The following is a 19,282-nucleotide window of genomic DNA, read 5'->3' as shown; positions in this document are numbered from 1 at the left end:
GATGATTCGGAGCCGGAGCCGCAGCGGATGGGTCCGGTCGGTGGAGACTTCCCACCGCCGGGCATCGGCATACGTTGGCGGCCTCGGGGTATCGGAACAGTTATGCCCGTTCGATCACGCACAGTGACATGGTCACACGCAGCCCGATCGGCGCCATCATGATCATCGTGACCGGTGCGAGATCGTGTCGCCCGTGACGATCGTGAACCACCGCGAACCGCCCAGTGGTGACGCCTTCCTGCACAGCGCGGTGCTACCCGGCTCGGACGACGAACTGGTCACCGCCCTGGCGACGGAGTTGCGGCACTCGGCGCACACCTGCGACCAGATCCTGCTCGTCGTCAGCGACCACGCTCGCGCCCTGCTCACCGAACCGTTGCGGGACCTGGAGTGTGACCATCAGTGGGCTGACCCGGCCGCCTTCTATCAGCGACTGGGGTTCGCCTACGAAGGATTCCGCCGATTTCTGGCCGAGCAGGCGACCCAGGGCCGCCGGGTGCACGTCGTCGCCGAACCGGAACTGACCGGCGACTCCGCCTCGGACCCGCGGCCCGGGCGATACGACGCCTACCTGGCGTACGAGGCGGTCTGCAACGACACCTACGCTCCGTACGGGTCCCCGGTGACCTGCATCTGGGACAGCCGCCGCCACCCGGCCCACCTCCTCGACGGCGTCCGGGCCACCCATCGTCACCTGCTCACCCCGTCAGGCCGGCAGCCCAGCCCACGATTCCAGCCCGCCGACGCGTTCCTCACCGGTGCACACCACCTGCCCATGCCCCCGGCGCCACAGCACACCGACCATGACCGGACGGTGACCGGCGTCGCGGAGCTCAGCGGCCTGCGCGCCACACTGAGTGCCTGGGCACACGAGCACCGCTTCGCCGCCGAACCGGCCGACGACCTGCTCGTGGCCGTGGTCGAGGTGGTCAGTAACGGGCTGCGGCACGCCGTGACCCCGGTCCGGATCCGGGCCTGGCACCAGCACGACACCCTGATCGTCCAGTGCGACGACACCGCCGGGCTCCCGGTGCCGGCCACCGCCGGCTATCACCGGCCCGGCGCCACCGACGCGGCACCCGGCGGCCGGGGGCTCTGGCTGGTCCGGCAACTCGCCGACGTCGTGCTGGTCGACTCGGTGCCCGGCCGGACCTCGGTCCGGCTGCACTTCCCGCACGCCGTCATGCACCGGGCATAGTGCCGGCCGGCTCCTCACGCGGTGCCGACCGGCTCCTCACGCGGGAGTGGTGAAAACCCCGGGACGCCGGGCGCGCCGGTCGCATGGTGCGCCGCCGGCGCATGGAACCACCGCGCAGGGGGTACGCAGCGCGGACGGTCCGGCGGTGTGCCGGCGCGGAAGGAGTCCGACCATGCGTACGCTGCTTGTCACTCTCGGTGTTGTCGCCGTGGTGCTGATCGTGCTGGGCCTGCTCCTGAAGGCGCTGAAGTGGCTGCTGATCCTCGGCGTCGTGGCGCTGATCGCCTCGATCGTCCTCGGCGTGGTGAAGGGCCGGCGCGCACTGCGCTGACCTCGTCCCAGCGTAGAGGGAATTCGGGGCTGAGATCTCACGTCACGAGAAGCAGGACGGCGCCGTAGTGACAGGCGGCGCCGGCGCAGACGAAGGCGTGGAAGACCTCGTGATAGCCGAACACCTCCGGCGCCGGGTTGGGCCGGCGGTAGTGGTAGGCGAGGGCTCCGGCGAGGTAGAGCAGGCCACCGGCGACCGCAAGACCACCGGCGGCCGGCCCGGCGTGGACCCAGACCAGCGGCAGAGCTGGGACCGCCACGGCCCCGAGAGCGATGTAGGTGCCACCGACCACCCGCTCGGGTGCGTCCATCCGCGCCACGTGCAAGCCGGCCGCCACGCCCGCCAGCGCCCACGTCAGGATCAGGCAGACGCGGCGGTAACGGTCCGGAGCGGCGAGCTGGTACATCGGCGTCACGGTGCCGGCGATCAACACGAAGATCATCAGGTGGTCGCAGCGCTGCAGCATCCGCTTCACCGTGAACCGCCAGTCGACCCGGTGGTACAGGGCGCTGGTGCCGAACATCGCGCTCACGGCACCGGCGTACACCGCCGTCGCGGTGACCGTGGCGGTGCCCCGCGCGGCGACGATCAGCACCGCACCGGCGAGCACCGAGACGGGAAACCAGAGGAGATGCAACCACCCGCGCCAGACCGGCTTGGGAAGTGCCGGGGGCCGGTCGACACGGGCCGGTTGTGGCGAGGTTCGGTCGGTCATCGCGTCGTCAGACTCCGGGTCGGAGCGGGCCGGGCCCACCCGGGGCGGCCGGGCGGCACGCCGGACCGCCTCGGCGGCGCCCGCCGGGGTGAGCGTTCGCCGGAGATCAGAACGGGGCGGGGCCGCGGCCGGCGAGCGAGACCAGCTGCTGGGTGGCGAGCAGCTTGCGGACGCCGGTGACGGCGACCGACCCGATCTGGTCGTAGGGCAGCTCGAGGGACAGCCCGTCGCCCGCGTTGTGGAAGTCGGCGGTGGTCTTGTCCGGCCGGAACGTGCCGCCCCAGCCGTCGGTGCCGCCGCGCTGGTTGGTGCTCAGCGATGCCATGCCGGACACCTGGGTGCCGTCGACGAGGGTCAGCCTCGCCGGCCCGGAGTAGGTCGTCATGGTGCATAACCGTAACGGGTCCGCCCGGCACCGCGAGCCGCGGCCGACCGGAGACGGGTCCGGCACCGGTCAGCCGATCGGGAAATGTGCCTGGCGACGGGCCGGCCCGGTGAGCGGGAGGTGATGGCGCGACGTCTGCTGCCGGCCCGGCCCGGCAGCACCTCTGACCTGCGTATCCGCGGCTCTACGCCCGGCGACGGCAGGCGCCGCCGCCCGCGCTCCGCACCCGAGGTGATCATCGCGGCGGGCAGCCTCCTCCTTCCCTCGCCGGACCACACGGATGGGTGGCAAGCCACCGGCACGACCTGTTCCGGCATCCCGGGACCGGAACGTCCGCTTACGGCCCCATCGGCACGAGGCACCCCCACGAGCACCGTCCGGGCGGTATGGTCGTGCACCGCGATCTTGAAACCCGACCGAATTTGCTCACTCCACCTCAACCAGGCCCGGCAATGGCCGATCGTCGAGCACAGGAGCAGAACGGCGCGGACGAGGAGGAGCATGATCGGCTGGTCGGCGGTGATCCGTCACGCCCGTGCGGCTGCCTTCCTCACCGGCCTGCTGGTGCTGGTCTTCAGCGTGTTCTCCAGCGCGCTCGTCGGCCGGGACAAGCAGGTCGCGCAGCAGGATCACGCGCTCGGCCTGACGCTCGGCCAGCAGGTCGCGGCGGTGAAGAACTACTTCGAGCAGTCCCGCGCGATCGCCGAGGTGCTCGCCGACAGCCCGGTCTTCATCGACTTCTTCCAGGCGCCCGGCACCACCGAGGAGAAGATCGTCGAGGGCGGCCCGGTGCTGGAACGGGTCGACGACGCCCTGGCGTACCTGGAGCAGCTCTACCCGAGCCGGATCGGCGAGGCGTGCTTCGTCGACAGCAGCGGCCGGCAGATCGCCCGGATCGTCAACGGGATCCCGGCGAAGACCGCCGAGCTGCGCAACTACGAGAACAAGACCCAGTACTTCACCCCGACGCTGAACCTCGGCCCGGAGCGCGTCTACCAGGCGCAGGCCTACACGTCGCCGGACACCCAGCACGCGGTGATCTCCAACTCGATCGTCATCTCGGCCAGCGGCCACACCGGCATCGTGCACTTCGAGATGGCCCTGGACGCGCTGCGGATGCCGGCCACCACCAGCGGGCGGGCCGCGTCGATCATCGACGCCGGCACCGGCCGGGTCATGGTCGACTCGCGGGCCGCGACCACCACGAGCGGCACCGGCGACCGGATGTTCGACCCGATCGTCACGGACGGCGGGCTGACCGGTACCACCACGCTGGGTGACCGGCGCGTGGCGTACCAGCGGCTCCCGGCTACCCTGAACAACGCCAACGACTGGTACGTGGCGGTCTCCGCCCCGGTCTACGGCGGCGGCTGGACCCGCGGGTTCAGCGTCGCGTCGCTCGCGCTGCTGCTCGGCGCCCTGCTGACGATCCTGATCTCCGGGCTGAGCTTCTTCAGCCACTCCCGCTCGGTGCGCCGGGCCGCGACCCACGACGCCCTGACCGGCCTGCCGAACCGGGCGCTGTTCACCGAGCGTACGCAGGCCGCCCTGCGCGGTGGCCGCCCTGCCGCCGCGCTGATCGTCAACCTGCGCGGCTTCCGCAACGTCAACGACGTGCTCGGCCACAAGCACGGCGACCAGCTGCTCAACCAGGTCGCGCAGCGCCTGGTCAAGGCGGCTCCGGCCGACGCCACGGTGGCCCGGGTCGGCGGTGCGGACGACTTCGCGGTGCTGCTGCCCGGCGCGGACCTGGCCGAGGCCCGGGCCGCCGCCGAGGCGCTGCTCGCGGTCCTGCACCGGACCTTCATGATCGACGAGTTCCACGTGGACGTGGAGGCCAACGCCGGCATGGCCCTGGCCCCGGAGCACGGTGCCGACGCGGAGACGCTGCTGCGGCACGCCGACTCCGCGCTGCACCTGGCGAAGGAGCAGGGCAGCGCGGTCCAGCAGTACGACCCGGCCTCCGACGGCAACACCGCCAGCCGCCTCGAGCTGCTCGGCGACCTGCGCCGCGCGATCGGCACCGACGACCAGCTCTCGCTGCACTACCAGCCGAAGGTCAGCCTGGCCACCGGCCGGGTCACCGGCGCCGAGGCGCTGATCCGCTGGCAGCATCCCGTACGCGGTAAGGTCTTCCCGGACGTGTTCATCCCGATGGCCGAGTCGACGAGCCTGATCCACCCGCTCACCAGCCACGTGCTGGAGCTCGCGGTGGCGCAGGCCAAGAGCTGGGCGGACCGGGGCACCCCGATCCCGGTCGCGGTGAACCTGTCCACCCGCTGCCTGCTCGACCCGGGCTTCGCGGCGCAGGTGTTCGGCCTGCTCTACCGCACCGGGCTGCCGGCGCACCTGCTCAAACTGGAGATCACCGAGAGCGTGGCGATGGCCGACCCGGAGAAGGCGCTGACCGTGCTGCGCGCCCTGCACGACGGCGGGATCAGCCTGTCGATCGACGACTTCGGGACCGGGCACTCGTCGATGACGTACCTGCAGCACCTGCCCGTCGACGAGCTGAAGATCGACAAGTCGTTCGTGCAGGCCATGGCCACCAGCCACGGCGACGAGGTGCTGGTGCGCACGGCGATCACGCTGGCGCACAACCTGGGCCTGTCGGTGGTCGCCGAGGGTGTCGAGGACGACGCAGCGGTGGTCGCGCTGCGCGTGCTGGGCTGTGACGTCGCGCAGGGCTACCACTACGCCCGGCCGATGCCGGCGGCCGATTTCGACCAGTGGTTCGCGGACTACACGGCCCGGCTCGCGGTGACCGTGGCCTGATCGGGCGGGCGTGCCAAAGGCGACGCCATCGACCGGGAGCACTTTGCAGCCGCTCCCCCGCCGGGCAGGATGGGCCGTGGCGCCACGGGACAGGCGTCCAGACCCGAAGGCCGTGATCACGATGACCGTCACCGCCTACGAACTCGCTTCCGACGGCGGCCTCGTCGCCATCCGCCTGGCCGGGCCCTCCGACCGCACCGGCCATCTGCGGTTCCTGCTCGCCGCGGGCGCCGGCGAGCGCCTGACCGTGGTCGCGCACGACGGCCCGGCACTGATCGGCGCCGCCGCCTGCGCCCGGCTGGGGGTGGGCAGCTCTTCCGCCGAGGTGGTCAGCCACGTCGCGCCACATCACCGCGGCCGGGGTGTCAGCACGCTGCTGCTGGAGCATCTCGCGGACCGGGCCCGTCCGATCGGGATCACCGAGTTCGTCGGTGACGTCGCGGACCGCGGCGACCAGCTGCGCCCGATGGTCGAGCCACGCTCGGTGGTGGTGATCGGCGCCGGCCCCCGGCACGGCGGGGCCGGACACGAGACGCTGCGCGCGCTGCGCGACTACGGGTACGCCGGGCGTCTCTACGCCATCAACCCGGGCGGCCGGCCGGTCTGCGGGGTGGCCGCCTACCGCAGTGTCTCCGACCTGCCGGAAGTCCCGGACCTGGCGGTCGTCGCGGTGCGGGCGGACCTGGTGGCCTCCGCCCTCAAGGAGGCGGGACAGCGCGGCGCGCGCTGTGCCGTCGTACTGAGCAAAGGTTTCTCGCCGTCCGGGCCGGTGAACCGGCAACGCCGGGCCGAGGCCGGGGACATCGCCCGGGAGCAGGGGGTCCGGCTGCTCGGGCCGAGCAGCATCGGGGTGATCAGCACCGGCCCGCGGGCCCGGCTCAACGCCTGCCTGTCCCCCGTGCGCCCACCGGCCGGCGGTCTCGCGGTGGCGGCGCAGTCCGGCGCGGTCGGCGTGGCGCTGCTGGCCGACGCGGCTCGCGGCGGCTGCGGGATCTCGAGTTTCGTGTCGCTCGGCGAGACCCTCGACATCGACGAGAACGACCTGGTCAGGCATTGGTACGACGACCCGGGCACGCAGGCCGTCGCGCTCTGCCTGGAGTCGATCCGGGACCCGGACCGGTTCGCCCGGATGGTCCACGCGCTGGGCCGCCGCAAGCCGGTCCTCGCCGTCACCCGGGCCGGCGCGGTGCTGGAGCAGGCCGGCGTCATCTGCACCACCGGCATCGGCGAGATGCTGGACACCGCGCGGGTGCTGATCGGGCAGCCGGCCCCGGCCGGCGCGCGGATGGCGATCGTCGGCAACGGCGGCGGCCTGACCGCGCTCGCCGCCGACCGGGCCGAGGCATCCGGGTTCACCATGCTGCCGCTGAGCCACCGGACCCGCCGCCAGGTGCCCCGCGCCCGAGACAACCCGATCGACCTGGGCATCGACGCGTCGCCGGCCCACATCGCATCGGCCGCCGAGACCGTCGCGAACAGCGGCGAGGCCGACGTGCTGCTCCTGATGATCGTCGGCACCCGGGCGAACTGCCCGATCGCGATCATGACGGCGCTGGGCTCGGTGGTCGACAACCATCCCGACGTCACCATCGCGGCGGTGCTGGCCGGCGGCAGCGATGCCATCCCGTCGTTCGGAGAGCGCGGCGCGCCGGTCTATCCCGACGCCGAGCGGGCCGTCCGGGCCCTGGCCTACGCCCATCGGTACGCGGTGTGGCGCCGGCAGCCACTGACCAGCGGCCATCGGCTGGCCGCCGCCTCCTGACAGGTTTCTACCCCTCCGTAGTCGTCCGGGAAGTCAACGGTGATGATGCGGCATCTGGTCGTGATGACCACCGCATCGCTGACCGAATCGCGCTCAAGACAGCGTGAGCCACCGGACGCCGAGCCGTTCCACCCGCGCAACATCCGCCGACTCGAGCGGCTCTCGCCCAGTTGCCTTACGCAGGAAAGCAAGTCGGTCCCAGCCCAGCGCGCGGATCGCGTTCCTCCAATCCGGGCCGAGCTGCAACTCCATCACGACGTCGCCGGCCTGCCGAGTCAGCCAGGGCTCGTGCCCCAGCGCGTCGGCGATGTCGAGACCGTGGACGGCGATCTCCACTACCCGAGTGAGCAGGAACTGCGACAGCAACATCGCGTCCCCATGTCGAGTAAGCACCACTCGGTCCTCATGCTCAGCGCGGCACTGCCGATCCACCAGCTGCCATGTCGCGGTGAAATCCGCGACAAGCGCGGCACCGCCGCCGACCCCGGCCGCATAGTCCTGCGCCAAACCGATCCGGGCCGTATTGGTCTGCGCATCGAAACGGTCATCCGGCCGGTAGTAGTCGACCGCGGAGACCTCGGCCTTGGCCGGCTCCGCAGCGGTCAGCATGCCCGGCAGCCAGGCAATCACCACCCGGACATGCCCCAACAACTCCCGGACCGTCCACGGCTCACACCTCGTCGGCAGACGCCATTCCTGCTCGGACAAACCTGCCACCGCCCGAGAAAGACTCGCGGCCTCAAGGCGAAACGCGTCCAGCGCACGACTCAGCGTCATGTCGATCAAGCTATCAACCGACTTCGCGCAGCAGTTGCCCGTGGACGGCATCACTCGAAGAGGATGGGAACGCAACACAGCGGCCAATCTTCGTGGCGAACACGGAGGTTCCGGCGAGCCTGCTCGATTGCCAGCACGACGCCACTGCACACGGCCTCTGCGAAGAAAAGGCACGCCTTCGTCACCATCATGCTCGACGCTGGCGTCAGCCTCCGCGACGTCCAGATCGCCGCCCGCCACGCCGACCCACGAACGACCATCCGGTACGACCACGCCCACAAGAACCTCGTCCGGCACCCCAACTACATTCTCGCCGCCTTCATGGCCTCCGGAACATAGCCATGATCGAATGTGCGTTCATGGCGATGAGAGGGCATGCCCGCGCCAGGTTCGCGTACACGACTTTGCCGAAAGTGGTGCGTCGTGCTGACGCGCGCATCGAGAAGCGAAAACTCATCATGGGGAGCTTCCGCTACCTTCACGGCTGTGGTGGCACAGTCAACTCGTGCGGCGGAAGTCGGTAACGTCCGGGATCTTCTGAAAGCCAGCCGAGACGTACGTCGCCACGCCGCCGACGTTGCTGCTCGGGGTGCACACTGTCGCGCTGGACGACCCCATCTCCTGCAACGCGGCGGCCGCGGCCACCGTGATGGCGCGGCCGTATCCGTGGCCACGATGATCCCGATGAACGCCCAGTGGTTCGAGCAAACCCGGTCGCCCGTCCCCGGCCGACCAAACCGTCACCGCGGCGACCGCAACGCCGTCGCCGTCGTAACCGACCAGGCACCGGGCCCGACGGTAGGGCGGGGCAGCGGCCATCGCGCGCCAGCGCTCCACAGTGAACGCCGAGTTGGCGAACGCCGCCCGCTGCACCGCGACCCGATCATCAACGATCCGATCCCGAACGTCGTGCGCCCCGATGACCTCGACCCTGAGCGCGCAGTCCTCCACCGGCTCGATCAGTTCGCGAGACAACGGGGTCCACGGTTCGTCGGGCACCCAACCGCTGCGGCGGAGCAGGTCTCGAAGAGCAGCGCCGAAGCGTGCCTCGACGGCCCCGGCGCCGTCGGGCAGTACCCCCTGCCCCGGATCCGACAGATCGGCCAGCAGCCGGGCGGCGAACGCGGCGTCTTCGTCGACGCTCGGTGCGATGCCCATGCGGATCACCCCGTCGTCCACCATGCCAACGGCCAGGATCTGCCCGTTACGGGTCCACACCCGGACGGCCTCGGCCAACTCCCGCCCGCCGAACCTCCAGTGCCACCCAAGGTCGCCTGGATGAAGCTGCACCGGCCCGCCGGTGTGCTGCCAGACCGCTACCGCCTCAACGATCTCGCCCAACGAATCCGGCGTCGCAAGCTGCATCGAGATCGACATGCGCCGACCTAACCACACCACAGAGACCACGCAATTGGTTTTCACCGCCAGAGTGCAGGCCCATGACTCGCACGCGACATCCGAGTTGGGTTCGCCAGGTATGGGACGCAACCGAATTCGCTGCCGCTGGTCGACGTCCTTTCCCGATAGGTCCGGTCAGCCCCGGCCGCACGCTCGCGCCGACGCAAGGACCTCTACCGCGGCAGAGAACGCGCGGCACCCTCAGGAGACTGTCACTGTCCGTGACGATGCCGCCCGTAGTGAGGTTTTAACAGACGTAAATCTTGACTCCGTCGATGAACGGGAGTTGCGTGTCCCCTACGGCTTCTCATAACGAAGTTAAGTAGGGAGACACCGGATGTTGATCCCATCGACGCTGAGGTACCGGGTCACTGCTGTCGTCGCCCTCGGCGCGGCAGTCGTCTCGGTCCTCGGCGCGACGCCCGCCAGCGCGTCGCGACCCGGCCGGCACACCCTCGGCGGCAGCAAGCCACGGTGGATCGGCCAGGCCAAGGACGCCGGCACCCCGGCGCCCGTCGGCACCGTCCAGTTCGGCCTGCTGCTCACCATGCGTGACCAGGCCGGCGCGGAGGCGCGGCTCGCGGCCCTGTCCGACCCGGACAGCGCGAGCTACGGGCAGTACCTGAACAACGCGCAGTTCACGGCGGCGTACGCCCCCTCGGCCGCCGACGTCAGGTCGGTGACCTCCTGGCTCACCGGGCAGGGCCTGCGGGTGCGGGACACGCTCGCGGGCGGCCTCTACGTCGAGGCGTCCGGCACTGTCGCGCAGATCGACAAGACCTTCGGCACGACGGTGCGCCGGTACACGTACGAGGGGAAGACGGTCACGGCGAACAGCACCGACCTGTCCCTGCCCTCCGACGCGCCGGCCGTGGTGACCGGCCTGGTCAACGCGGTCGTCGGCATCGACCAGGGCTCGCTGCTGAAGAAGCCGGCCGACACGCTGCCGCCGCCGTCCGACGGGTTCCGGGCGGGCACGCCGTGCTCGTCGTACTACGGTGAGAAGGTCGCGACGACGCTGCCGGCGGCGCCGGACGGCAAGAAGAAGCCGTACGTCGTCTGCGGGTACACCCCGAAGCAGTACCAGAGCGCGTACGGCGTGACGGAGCAGCTCAAGCGCGGTCTCGACGGTCGCGGCGTGACGGTCGCGGTCACCGACGCCTACGCGTCCCCGACGATCGCGCGGGACGTGCGGACGTACAGCCGCAAGTATGGTCTTCCGGCTCTCGAGCCGGGCCAGTTCTCGCAGATCACCCCGCCGGCCGACGGGTACACCGACACCGAGCTGTGTGACGCGAGCGGCTGGTACGGCGAGGAGACCCTGGACATCGAGGCCGTGCACACGATGGCCCCGGGCGCCCGGATCGTCTACGTGGGCGCACCGAACTGTCTCGCCGGTCTCGACGAGGCGTGGGCGCAGACGATCGACGACCACGTGGCCGACATCGTCACCAACTCGTGGGGTTCGGGCACCGACGACGTGGAGCTGCTCGGCGCCGAGACGGTCAAGTTCTACCAGCTGTTCTCGCTGAAGGCGGCGCTGACCGGCATCACCGTCGACTTCTCCAGCGGCGACGCCGGCGACCAGACCTCGGGCGGCACCGACCTGCCGTCGAAGTCGGTCAGTTTCCCGTCCGACCTGCCGTTCGTGACCGCGGTCGGCGGCACCAGCGTCGGCATCGACAAGCGGGGCAACCGGGTCTGGGAGCACGGCTGGCAGAACGCCTACCAGACACTGACCGACGGCGCGTGGGGCCCGTCCGCGTACACCTCCGGTGGCGGTGGCGGCACCAGCATCCTGTTCCCGCAACCGTTCTACCAGCGGGGGAAGGTGCCGTCGTCGATCTCGAAGTACTTCTCGGCGACGCCCGCGCGGACCACACCGGACATCTCGATGCCCGGTGACCCGAACACCGGTTTCCGGGTCGGCCAGACCCAGACGTTCCCGGACGGCGTGCACTACGACGAGTACCGGATCGGCGGCACCAGCCTCGCCTCGCCGCTGCTCGCCGGCATGCAGGCCATCGCGAACCAGAAGGCGCGGCACCCGCTCGGCTTCGTGAACCCGCTCTACTACCGTGAGCTGGGCACTTCGGCGCTGCACGACGTCACGGCGCCGAGCACGCCGCTTTACGAGGCGCGCACGAACTTCGTCAACGGGATCGACGCCAGCGGCGGACTGTCGTACATCCTGCGGCAGGTGGACGTGCAGACCACCACGATCCACAGCACGCCCGGCTACGACGCCGAGACCGGTGTCGGCGTGCCCGGCGAGAAGTTCTTCTCCGCGGTCCCCGGCCGCCGGTGATCCCCGGGCGGAGGCCCTAGTGGGCCTCCGCCCGGGTCAGGCCGACAGCCACGAGAAAGGCCTCCAGCTCCGGGCCATCAGGCAAGGGCCAATGGAGGCGTACGGCGTCGAGCACCACCGTCACCACGGACACGTCCCGGTACCGCGGGTGCGGGCCGGCGCCGCCCGCCGTGATCCGCGCCCGCGGCACGATCGTGCGGGCGAGGGAGTGGTTGTCTCCGGCCGGCGTGAACCACTCCCGCCGGTGGATCAGCTGGATCTCCCGCTCGTCGGCGAGCACGATCCCGGCGTGCATGGTGATCGGGCGCAGCCGGTGCACGATCGGGCTGAACGGGCCGGAGTCCGGGGTGACGACCCGCCGCGCGAACGCGTGCATCACCCGCATGCCGGGCTCGTCGCGCAGCACGTCGCGGCACACCCCTGCCAGCGCCGCGTCGGCCGGGCCGAGGAACACGTCGCGGTGCACGACGCCCGGCTTGGGCACGGCGGAGAACAGCAGATAGGAGTCCCGCAGCAGCCGGGTCAATTCATCGATCAAAGGCTGAGACGATCCGTTGTACGGGATCAGCACCTGCTCCCCCGTCGCCGACCGGATCGTGAGCCGGCCGTCGAGCAGGCGGACGCTCTGCTCGATGGCGACGATCCGGTCGAAGGGAAGCCGGACTGTCTCGAACCCGGAATCGCGTCTCATCATGATCGTCAGGAGCTCGTCCCCGACCGCGATCAGACAGTCGTAGAGATCCATGCCGGGATGCGCGTCGCGCCGCTCGATGCGCCGCGGCACCTTCAGGACCAGGCGGAACGCGGCCGGGTCAAGCTCCGTCGGCCGGTAGAGCGGCGGCACCTCGTCCGCCGACCGCACCCGCAGAACCCACGGCCCGAACGCGTCGAACTCCCTGCTGCTGCCCACGGCGCACTATATCGCTACGCGCGCGAACCAATTATCGTTCGGGGTCGTGACCAAGGCACTCGTTCTCGGCGGCGGTGGCGTGACCGGCATCGCCTGGCATCTCGGACTCCTCCACGGGCTGCAGCGGGCCGGCGTCCCGCTCGTCGACGCCGACACGATCATCGGCACGTCGGCCGGCTCGGTCGTCGGCACCCTCGTCGCCTCCGGCGCCGACCTGGAAGCGGCGGTGAAGGTCCAGGCGCAGGAGGTCGTGGCACCTCCGGGCCGTTCCGGGCCGCGCCCCGGCCAGTGGATGGCCACCATGGCCGCCCTGCTCGACCCGTCGATCCCGGCGCGGGAGGCGCGCGCCCGGGTCGGGGCGATGGCTCTGGCCGCGACGACGGTGGACGAGCAGAAGTGGCTCGCCCGGATCGGCGAGCTCCTGCCCACCCGCGAGTGGCCGGCCCGTGACCTGCGGCTCGTCGTCGTGGACACCGCCGACGGTCAGGACGTGGTGCTGACCGCCGCGTCCAGCGCTCCGCTGCTGCAGGCGGTCGCGGCGAGCTGCGCGGTCCCCGGGCTGATGCCGCCCGTCACGATCGGCGACCGGCGGTTCATGGACGGCGGCGTGCGGATCGGCGCCGGTGCCGACTTGGCCGCGGGCGCCTCCCACCTGGTCGTCGTCGCCCCGATGGCCGCGCTGAGCCGTGACCGCATCCTCGACGAGATGGCGGCGACGGGCGCGGCGCACACGCTGCTGATCGAGCCGGATCAGGAGGCTCTGGAGGCGTTCGGTGGCAACTTCATGGATCCGGTCCGTCGTCCCGCCGCGGTCCGGGCCGGCCTGCGTCAGGCGGACGAGCTCGCCGACGCCGTCCGCGCAGCCTGGTCCTGACCACCCGCACCCATCTTCAGCCCTGACCACCCGCACGCCCAGCTCTGACGTCCGGCTCTCCTGGTCCTGACCGCCCGCGATGCCCGCTGTGGTCGGGCGCCCAGCGCGACTCACGCTCTCGGCTGGTGCTCACGGTCGTTGTTCGTCCCTTATAACGACCGTGAGCACCAGCCGGGAAGAGCGGGGCGCGCCTGCGAGTCCGGCCCAAGGCGGAGTTCGCGTGGGTCCGTTTGAGGGTGACCACCCACGGAGATCGCCCTGGAGGGCTGAGCGTTCTGGGCGCGCCAGCGCCCTGCTCGGCCCGGAAGGGTCCCCGCGGGAGCAGCGGACCTGGACCACAGCGGACGTAGGACATGAAGATCTTGATGTTGATCTTCAGGTCCTGGGTCAGCGTGCCGGGTAGACCACGCCGCGCAGGGACTCGTCGGCGTAGGCGCCGGCGTTGGTGAGATGTCCGTCGAAGGGGCCGGCCTTGGTGACCGCGAGGCCGTCGCGGAAGACGAGTTGCAGGCCGTCCTCGTCGTTCCAGTCGCAGTCGCCCTCGACCGAGACGTAGACGTGGCGGTCGTCGAGCTGGTCGCGCTCGATCGTGACCAGCTCGACGAAGCGGAGGTGGTCGAACACGTCCGCGGGGCTGTCGATCTCCACCCGCCAGTCGTCGCCGGCGTCCTCGGTGACGTCCCGGTAGTAGGCGAAGATGTGCGGCGCGGCGGCGAGCAGCACGGAACGGTCGAGCGTCAGGAAGTTCCGGATCGCCGCGTGGAAGTCCTCCGGGGCCGGGTCGTCGTCGTAGCCCCGGATCGCGACCAGGCAGGGCGTGTCGTCGAGGACCGGGATCGCGATCTCCTCGCTCAGCCAGCAGCCCAGTTTGTCGTCGAGCACCACCACACCGAGCCCCGCGATCTCCACGGATCAAACCTTAGTTGACGGGTGCCGAGCCCTTCGCGGGTTGTGGAGCGCACGCCGGGAGATCGGACCGGCAGCCGATGGCCGGCGGGACCGCGCCCGGATAATCTGCCCGGAACGCAGGAGGATTCGATGAAGGCCGAAACAACACGACTACGAGCCGACGCCCAGCGCAACCGCGACCACATCGTGGCCGTGGCCCGGGTCGTGTTCGCCGAGATCGGTCCGGGCGCGCCGATGGACGAGGTCGCCCGCAGGGCCGGGGTCGGCGTCGGCACGCTCTACCGCCGGTTCCCGGACCGGGGGTCGCTGCTGCGCGCCGTGGTCCTGGAGGGCCTCACGGCGATCCTGGCCGACGCCCACGCCGCCATCGATGCGGAGCCCACCGCGTGGGATGCCCTCGTGAAGATCGTCCGCCGGGCCGTCGACCTGCGGTTCAGCACGCATGTGACCATGATGGACGAGCATGCCCGGCAGGCCCTCAACGAGGCGCCCGACTTCCGGCAGGCTCGCGCCGCGGTGACCGGCGTGATCGAGCGCCTGGTCGAGCAGGCCCAGGCCGAGGGGTCGATGCGGTCCGACGTCGGCGCCGGTGACGTGTTCGCGGTCGTGTCGTTCCTGCTCAAACCGCCACCGAGCCGGTCCGCGGAGATGTCCGGCCTGCTGATGCGGCGCTGTCTGACCCTCATCCTGGACGGTCTGCACTCCGGTGGGCAGAGCGTGCTTCCCGGCGAGCCGGTCAGCGTGGCCGACCTGCACCTCGATTCCTGACGACCACCTGGATTCCTGAGACCTCGCTGTCGACTCTGGACCGATGTCCGGTTTCGGGGCTATTCTCGGCGAGGAAGCGGAGGTTTTCATTCCGCTTCGATTCGATCGCGACCGATGGAGGTTCGCCCGGTGACCGCTCCCGCTCTGCAGACCACCCGCCGCTGCCCGTACGCACCTCCGGACGAGCACACCCGCATCCGGGACACCGACTCCGGGATCACCCAGGTGACCCTGCCCAGTGGCCAGGTCGCCTGGGCGCTGAGCCGGCTCGAGCACATCCGCGCCATGCTCACGGATCCGCGGTTCAGCTCCGACCGCCAGAATCCGAACTTTCCGCGGTTCACCCGCGAGCAGCCCAACTTCGGCCTGATGCGCCCGTCGATCATCCAGCTGGACCCGCCGGAGCACGGTCCCGCCCGCAAGGCGGTGGTCGGCGAGTTCACCGTGCGCCGCATGGCCGGTCTGCGCCCGCGCATCCAGCAGATCGTCGACGAGCACATCGACGCGATGCTGGCCGGGCCGCGCCCCGCCGACCTCGTGCAGGCGCTCTCGCTGCCGGTGCCGTCCTTGGTCATCTGCGAGCAGCTCGGCGTGCCGTACCGGGACCACGACTTCTTCCAGGCCCGCAGTTCGGCCCTGCTGAGCCGCGCCGTCACCAACGAGGGCCGGCAGCAGGCAGCCAAGGAGCTGCGCGACTACCTCAAGGACCTGATCGCCGAGAAGGCCGCCGACCCCACCGACGACCTGCTGGGACGTCAGCTCACTCAGGGCAACGACCCCGAGGACGTCCTGTCGCTGGCCTTCCTGCTGCTGATCGCCGGGCACGAGACCACCGCCAACATGATCTCGCTGGGCGTGGTGACGCTGCTGGAGCGCCCGGACGAACTGGCGGCGCTGCGCAAGGACCCGGAGCGGACGCTCCCCGCGATCGAGGAGTTGCTGCGGGTCTACACGATCGCGGAGTTCGCGAACTCCCGCGTCGCCGTCGAGGACGTGGAGATCGGCGGCGTGACCATCCGGGCCGGCGATCCCGTCCTGGCGCTGAGCAACGCGGCCAACCACGACCCATCGGCCTTCGACGAGGCGGAGGAGATCAAGCTCGACCGGGGTGCGCGGCACCACATCGCCTTCGGCTTCGGCATCCACCAGTGCCTCGGCCAGAACCTGGCCCGCATGGAACTGCAGATCGTCTTCGACACCCTCGTCCGCCGGATTCCGACGCTGCGGCTGACCACGCCCGCCGACAGCCTGCGGTACAAGGACGACGCCTTCATCTACGGGATCCACGAGGTTCCGGTGACCTGGGACGATCCGGCATGACCAGGATCGTGGCGGACCTCGATCGCTGCGTCGGAGCGGGCCAGTGCGTCCTGACCGACCCCGACGCGTTCGATCAGAGCGACGATGACGGTACGGTCGTCGTCCTCCGGGACACCCCGGCGGACGACGACGCCGTGAAGCGGGCCCAGGTCGCCGTCGACATCTGCCCGAGCCGAGCTCTCTCCCTGACGGAGTAACCACCGGCACGGCGACGCGGACCTCGTTACTCGACCACCCTCGACGCATTTCACTTGCAGTCGAGCAGGAAGCCGTTGGATTCTCCGCCCCATCGCGCTTCCCGTAGCCGCTCCATCAGTTCGGCGCAGCTCTTCGGCGTGACGTCGGCCAGGGCATCGCAGTTCATGCCCCAGCCTCTTCGGGCTTCGAGATCGCGGCAGGCGCTGAGGAGTGAGCCGTCGGTCTCGTAGGCCGACATCGGAGGGGCGTTCTGGAGTGGGGCTGACGTGGTTACACACGCCAACGTCACAACGAGCCATCCAGCGATCAGTAGAGCCCGGTTCCACCGGGCTTCCTTCCATCGCGGCACTCGATCACTATCGGCGTCGGCAGACCACGCTGAAGAGTTCGCCGCCACCAGTGCTGCCCGGCTGCCAAGAAGGCCGGAGTTGACGAAGCAGTCCTGAACGGTACGGCCGTCCACCACAGGGCCGGCACCAAACCTCGCCGAACTGGTCGAGCGACGGGATCCGGGGCGAGGGCGTCAGTCGGGCGTTTTCCGCAGACCTTCCAGCAGGACGGTGAGGTAACGGCGGGCGGTTGACGCGCGGGCGGCCGCCGCGTCCTGGTGGACGGTCGCCGCGAAGATCACGCCGCACATCAGGGGCAGCATGTCGGCCTTGGTCACCTCCGGGTCCGCGACTCCGGCGCCGTGCGCCCGGTCGAGCAGCCGCCCGGACAGCTCGACCAGCCGCTGCTTCAGCTCGGCGGTGTGCGGCAGCGCGTTGACCGGCGCGGCGAAGACCGGGGGCAGCGCCGGGTCGGTGATCTGCGCGTCGACGACGGTGAGCAGGAAGTCCCGCAGTGCTGCCCACGGGTCGTTCCCGGCAAGGGCCTGCTCGGCGTGCGCGACCAGGGCCTCCAGGCCGGGCGTGGCGACGGTCTCGAGCAGCGCCTCCGGGGTCGGGAAGTGCCGGTAGACCGTGGCGACCCCGACCGCCGCGGCCCGCGCGACGTCGTTGAGCTGGATCGGCATGCCGTCGTCGACATGCTGCCGGCCGATCTCGACGATGCGGCGCCAGTTGCGGGCGGCGTCTTTACGCAGCGGGGCGGTGGTCATGGTCACCAGGATAACCGGATGGCCCATCCCCTTGTGCTACGTTGAAGCGGATAGTTGATCCGCTTACTGCTGGGAGTACCCATGTTGCGTGACAGCGTCGAGGTCGGCGGCCGGACCCGGACGTACACCGTGGTCGGCGGCCCGTCGAAGAACCTGGTTCTGGTCTTCCACGGCTCGAAGCAGAACGGTCGCAAGCACCGCGACGTCACCGGCGCGCTCTTCGACAAGTTGCCCGCGGTCGTCGTCTACCTCGACGGGTACCGGGGGAACTGGAACGACGCCCGCCGCGAGAGTGGCTTCCCGGCGCGCGTCGAGAACATCGACGACGTCGGGTTCGTCCGCGCGGTCATCGCCGAGCTGACGGCGAGCCACGGCGTCGACCCGGAGAAAGTATTCGCCATCGGTTACTCCAACGGCGGTCAGATGGTGATGCGCCTGGCCCACGAGGCGCCCGGACTGCTCGCCGGCGCGGCGGTTGTCGCCGCCACCATGCCGGTGGCAGAAAGTTTCCTTTTCGCGGACGCCCCGCCCGCGCCGCTGCCGGTGCTGCTGATCCACGGCACGAAGGACCCGATCGTCAGCTACCACGGTGGAGCGCCGGGCTGGTTGACGCGGACGGTGTTCAAGTTCGGCGGCCGGTCGCTGTCGGTGCCGGAAACCGCCGCCTACTTCGCCGCTCGCAACGGCATCACCGCGGCGGCGGCCAGCACGCGACTGCCGGTGACACCGGGCGGTGGGACCTCGGTAGAAAGGACCGAGTATCGCGAGCCGGGCCGGCCGCCGGTCGCCCTCTACACCGTCCACGGCGGCGGCCACACCATTCCCGGGCCGCGGCGCGCGCCGGCTGCCTTCATCGTCGGCCGGACCAGCTCGGACGTCGACACCGCCGAGCTGGTCACCGACTTCTTCGGTCTCACCGGCTGACGTGGCTCACCGCCGCCGACGTCCACCGCCGGCAACGCCCACCACCGGCAACGCTCACCACCGTCGACGTCCGCCGCCGGCCGGGCTCCGGATCACTGCCCCGGCGGGACCCGTTCAGGGCGGTACGAGAACGCCCAGCCGTCCTGGCCGTCAGCCGGCCCAGGGGCCGACGCCGCCGACGCGATCCACGCAGTAACGGATGACGAAGCCCGGCTTGCGCGGCGCCGGGAACTCGCCGGCCGGATCCACATAGACCTTGTGCAGGTCGTTGAGCAGGTCCCAGGTGTCGTCGTCCGGTTCGATCGAGGCCGTGGCGGTCAGCACCGCGTGCTCGGCCATCACGACACCTGGTTGCCGGGGCGCCTCGAAGGAGAGAACCACCCGCGGGTCACGCTCGATGTTGCGCACCTTCAGGTAGCGGCCGAGGTGGCCGCTGACCACGTCGTCACCGTCGAGACCGATCCAGATCACCGAGACCTGGGGGCTGCCGTCCTCGTTGATCGTCGTCAGATGGGCGAGCGGACCCGACCGGATCAGGTCACGCAGCTCGGAGGAAAGCTTCACGCTCATGGCGCTCACCCTAGTCGGGCACGGCGCGACGGGGGCGCCTGCCACGAACGTACGGGAAAGG

General features: G+C 70.5%; 20 protein-coding genes. 11 read left to right on the top strand and 9 right to left on the bottom strand.

Annotation, left to right across the window (positions count from 1 at the left end):
• The first annotated feature begins 193 nt into the window (after positions 1–193).
• Positions 194–1,198: a sensor histidine kinase gene (locus Acy02nite_RS35830; RefSeq protein WP_203751603.1), complete on the top strand. Its 1,005-nt coding sequence runs from the start codon at positions 194–196 to the stop codon at positions 1,196–1,198.
• Positions 1,199–1,370: 172 nt separating this feature from the next.
• On the top strand, positions 1,371–1,529 hold the full coding sequence (locus tag Acy02nite_RS35825) for a hypothetical protein (protein ID WP_203751599.1): 159 nt from the start codon (positions 1,371–1,373) through the stop codon (positions 1,527–1,529).
• 37 nt (positions 1,530–1,566) lie between these two features.
• Here Acy02nite_RS35825 and trhA read toward each other — a convergent pair whose 3' ends face one another.
• A complete protein-coding gene (trhA, locus tag Acy02nite_RS35820; protein ID WP_203751596.1) occupies positions 1,567–2,244 on the bottom strand; it encodes a PAQR family membrane homeostasis protein TrhA in 678 nt (225 codons plus the stop codon).
• A gap of 106 nt (positions 2,245–2,350) precedes the next feature.
• Positions 2,351–2,629: a hypothetical protein gene (locus Acy02nite_RS35815; RefSeq protein WP_203751583.1), complete on the bottom strand. Its 279-nt coding sequence runs from the start codon at positions 2,627–2,629 to the stop codon at positions 2,351–2,353.
• Positions 2,630–3,130: 501 nt separating this feature from the next.
• On the opposite strand from Acy02nite_RS35815, the gene Acy02nite_RS35810 reads away from it, so the two are divergent.
• Together Acy02nite_RS35810 and Acy02nite_RS35805 are read left to right on the top strand one after the other, a co-directional pair.
• Positions 3,131–5,404 (top strand): putative bifunctional diguanylate cyclase/phosphodiesterase, encoded by a 2,274-nt coding sequence (locus tag Acy02nite_RS35810; RefSeq protein ID WP_203751580.1) that lies wholly within the window; start codon positions 3,131–3,133, stop codon positions 5,402–5,404.
• Positions 5,405–5,525: 121 nt separating this feature from the next.
• Entirely contained in the window at positions 5,526–7,166 is a 1,641-nt protein-coding gene (locus tag Acy02nite_RS35805; RefSeq protein ID WP_239175493.1) for a GNAT family N-acetyltransferase, read from the top strand.
• Positions 7,167–7,259: 93 nt separating this feature from the next.
• Here Acy02nite_RS35805 and Acy02nite_RS35800 read toward each other — a convergent pair whose 3' ends face one another.
• Entirely contained in the window at positions 7,260–7,943 is a 684-nt protein-coding gene (locus Acy02nite_RS35800) for a maleylpyruvate isomerase N-terminal domain-containing protein (RefSeq protein ID WP_203751574.1), read from the bottom strand.
• 189 nt (positions 7,944–8,132) lie between these two features.
• Between Acy02nite_RS35800 and Acy02nite_RS35795 the strand changes: the two genes are divergently transcribed.
• Positions 8,133–8,282, top strand: a complete 150-nt coding sequence (locus tag Acy02nite_RS35795) for a hypothetical protein (protein ID WP_203751573.1) — start codon at positions 8,133–8,135, stop codon at positions 8,280–8,282.
• 159 nt (positions 8,283–8,441) lie between these two features.
• On the opposite strand, the gene Acy02nite_RS35790 is transcribed toward Acy02nite_RS35795, so the two are convergent.
• Positions 8,442–9,320 (bottom strand): GNAT family N-acetyltransferase, encoded by an 879-nt coding sequence (locus Acy02nite_RS35790; RefSeq protein ID WP_203751570.1) that lies wholly within the window; start codon positions 9,318–9,320, stop codon positions 8,442–8,444.
• Positions 9,321–9,678: 358 nt separating this feature from the next.
• Here Acy02nite_RS35790 and Acy02nite_RS35785 point away from each other — a divergent pair, with 358 nt between their 5' ends.
• Entirely contained in the window at positions 9,679–11,649 is a 1,971-nt protein-coding gene (locus tag Acy02nite_RS35785; RefSeq protein ID WP_203751567.1) for a S53 family peptidase, read from the top strand.
• Between the two features lie 16 nt (positions 11,650–11,665).
• Here the strand turns inward: Acy02nite_RS35785 and Acy02nite_RS35780 are convergent, their stop codons facing one another.
• Positions 11,666–12,559 (bottom strand): hypothetical protein, encoded by an 894-nt coding sequence (locus Acy02nite_RS35780; RefSeq protein WP_203751564.1) that lies wholly within the window; start codon positions 12,557–12,559, stop codon positions 11,666–11,668.
• 46 nt (positions 12,560–12,605) lie between these two features.
• On the opposite strand from Acy02nite_RS35780, the gene Acy02nite_RS35775 reads away from it, so the two are divergent.
• Positions 12,606–13,433 carry a patatin-like phospholipase family protein gene (locus Acy02nite_RS35775; protein ID WP_203751562.1) on the top strand — a complete coding sequence of 276 codons (828 nt, stop codon included), beginning with the start codon at positions 12,606–12,608 and terminating at the stop codon, positions 13,431–13,433.
• A gap of 387 nt (positions 13,434–13,820) precedes the next feature.
• On the opposite strand, the gene Acy02nite_RS35770 is transcribed toward Acy02nite_RS35775, so the two are convergent.
• Positions 13,821–14,342 carry a DUF6985 domain-containing protein gene (locus Acy02nite_RS35770; RefSeq protein ID WP_203751559.1) on the bottom strand — a complete coding sequence of 174 codons (522 nt, stop codon included), beginning with the start codon at positions 14,340–14,342 and terminating at the stop codon, positions 13,821–13,823.
• A gap of 129 nt (positions 14,343–14,471) precedes the next feature.
• Between Acy02nite_RS35770 and Acy02nite_RS35765 the strand changes: the two genes are divergently transcribed.
• The 3 genes from Acy02nite_RS35765 to Acy02nite_RS35755 all read left to right on the top strand — a co-directional run bounded on the left by Acy02nite_RS35765 (position 14,472) and on the right by Acy02nite_RS35755 (position 16,627).
• Complete coding sequence (locus tag Acy02nite_RS35765) at positions 14,472–15,110, top strand: TetR/AcrR family transcriptional regulator (protein WP_203751548.1); 639 nt, start codon at positions 14,472–14,474, stop codon at positions 15,108–15,110.
• A 114-nt stretch (positions 15,111–15,224) separates the two neighbouring features.
• Positions 15,225–16,430 carry a cytochrome P450 gene (locus tag Acy02nite_RS35760; RefSeq protein ID WP_425548141.1) on the top strand — a complete coding sequence of 402 codons (1,206 nt, stop codon included), beginning with the start codon at positions 15,225–15,227 and terminating at the stop codon, positions 16,428–16,430.
• A complete protein-coding gene (locus Acy02nite_RS35755) occupies positions 16,427–16,627 on the top strand; it encodes a ferredoxin (protein WP_203751544.1) in 201 nt (66 codons plus the stop codon). Before Acy02nite_RS35760 ends, Acy02nite_RS35755 begins: the two co-directional genes overlap by 4 nt.
• A 50-nt stretch (positions 16,628–16,677) precedes the next feature.
• On the opposite strand, the gene Acy02nite_RS35750 is transcribed toward Acy02nite_RS35755, so the two are convergent.
• Positions 16,678–16,866 carry a hypothetical protein gene (locus Acy02nite_RS35750; protein ID WP_203751541.1) on the bottom strand — a complete coding sequence of 63 codons (189 nt, stop codon included), beginning with the start codon at positions 16,864–16,866 and terminating at the stop codon, positions 16,678–16,680.
• Positions 16,867–17,151: 285 nt separating this feature from the next.
• Positions 17,152–17,727 carry a TetR/AcrR family transcriptional regulator gene (locus Acy02nite_RS35745; protein ID WP_239175490.1) on the bottom strand — a complete coding sequence of 192 codons (576 nt, stop codon included), beginning with the start codon at positions 17,725–17,727 and terminating at the stop codon, positions 17,152–17,154.
• Positions 17,728–17,808: 81 nt separating this feature from the next.
• Between Acy02nite_RS35745 and Acy02nite_RS35740 the strand changes: the two genes are divergently transcribed.
• A complete protein-coding gene (locus tag Acy02nite_RS35740) occupies positions 17,809–18,651 on the top strand; it encodes a CE1 family esterase (protein ID WP_203751539.1) in 843 nt (280 codons plus the stop codon).
• A 150-nt stretch (positions 18,652–18,801) separates the two neighbouring features.
• Here Acy02nite_RS35740 and Acy02nite_RS35735 read toward each other — a convergent pair whose 3' ends face one another.
• A complete protein-coding gene (locus tag Acy02nite_RS35735) occupies positions 18,802–19,221 on the bottom strand; it encodes a PPOX class F420-dependent oxidoreductase (RefSeq protein ID WP_203751536.1) in 420 nt (139 codons plus the stop codon).
• Positions 19,222–19,282: the final 61 nt, after the last annotated feature.

The organism is Actinoplanes cyaneus (assembly GCF_016862095.1).
In the GTDB taxonomy this organism is placed as follows: domain Bacteria; phylum Actinomycetota; class Actinomycetes; order Mycobacteriales; family Micromonosporaceae; genus Actinoplanes; species Actinoplanes cyaneus.
This window is presented reverse-complemented; position numbering and strand designations above follow the sequence as displayed.

Coding starts and splice junctions, on each gene's coding strand:
- Acy02nite_RS35825 (WP_203751599.1), top strand. CDS start 1,371: ATGCGTACGCTGCTTGTCACTCTCGGTGTTGTCGCCGTGGTGCTGATC.
- trhA (WP_203751596.1), bottom strand. CDS start 2,244: ATGACCGACCGAACCTCGCCACAACCGGCCCGTGTCGACCGGCCCCCG.
- Acy02nite_RS35815 (WP_203751583.1), bottom strand. CDS start 2,629: ATGACGACCTACTCCGGGCCGGCGAGGCTGACCCTCGTCGACGGCACC.
- Acy02nite_RS35810 (WP_203751580.1), top strand. CDS start 3,131: ATGATCGGCTGGTCGGCGGTGATCCGTCACGCCCGTGCGGCTGCCTTC.
- Acy02nite_RS35805 (WP_239175493.1), top strand. CDS start 5,526: ATGACCGTCACCGCCTACGAACTCGCTTCCGACGGCGGCCTCGTCGCC.
- Acy02nite_RS35800 (WP_203751574.1), bottom strand. CDS start 7,943: ATGACGCTGAGTCGTGCGCTGGACGCGTTTCGCCTTGAGGCCGCGAGT.
- Acy02nite_RS35795 (WP_203751573.1), top strand. CDS start 8,133: ATGCTCGACGCTGGCGTCAGCCTCCGCGACGTCCAGATCGCCGCCCGC.
- Acy02nite_RS35790 (WP_203751570.1), bottom strand. CDS start 9,320: ATGTCGATCTCGATGCAGCTTGCGACGCCGGATTCGTTGGGCGAGATC.
- Acy02nite_RS35785 (WP_203751567.1), top strand. CDS start 9,679: ATGTTGATCCCATCGACGCTGAGGTACCGGGTCACTGCTGTCGTCGCC.
- Acy02nite_RS35765 (WP_203751548.1), top strand. CDS start 14,472: ATGAAGGCCGAAACAACACGACTACGAGCCGACGCCCAGCGCAACCGC.
- Acy02nite_RS35760 (WP_425548141.1), top strand. CDS start 15,225: ATGGAGGTTCGCCCGGTGACCGCTCCCGCTCTGCAGACCACCCGCCGC.
- Acy02nite_RS35755 (WP_203751544.1), top strand. CDS start 16,427: ATGACCAGGATCGTGGCGGACCTCGATCGCTGCGTCGGAGCGGGCCAG.
- Acy02nite_RS35750 (WP_203751541.1), bottom strand. CDS start 16,866: ATGTCGGCCTACGAGACCGACGGCTCACTCCTCAGCGCCTGCCGCGAT.
- Acy02nite_RS35745 (WP_239175490.1), bottom strand. CDS start 17,727: ATGACCACCGCCCCGCTGCGTAAAGACGCCGCCCGCAACTGGCGCCGC.
- Acy02nite_RS35740 (WP_203751539.1), top strand. CDS start 17,809: ATGTTGCGTGACAGCGTCGAGGTCGGCGGCCGGACCCGGACGTACACC.
- Acy02nite_RS35735 (WP_203751536.1), bottom strand. CDS start 19,221: ATGAGCGTGAAGCTTTCCTCCGAGCTGCGTGACCTGATCCGGTCGGGT.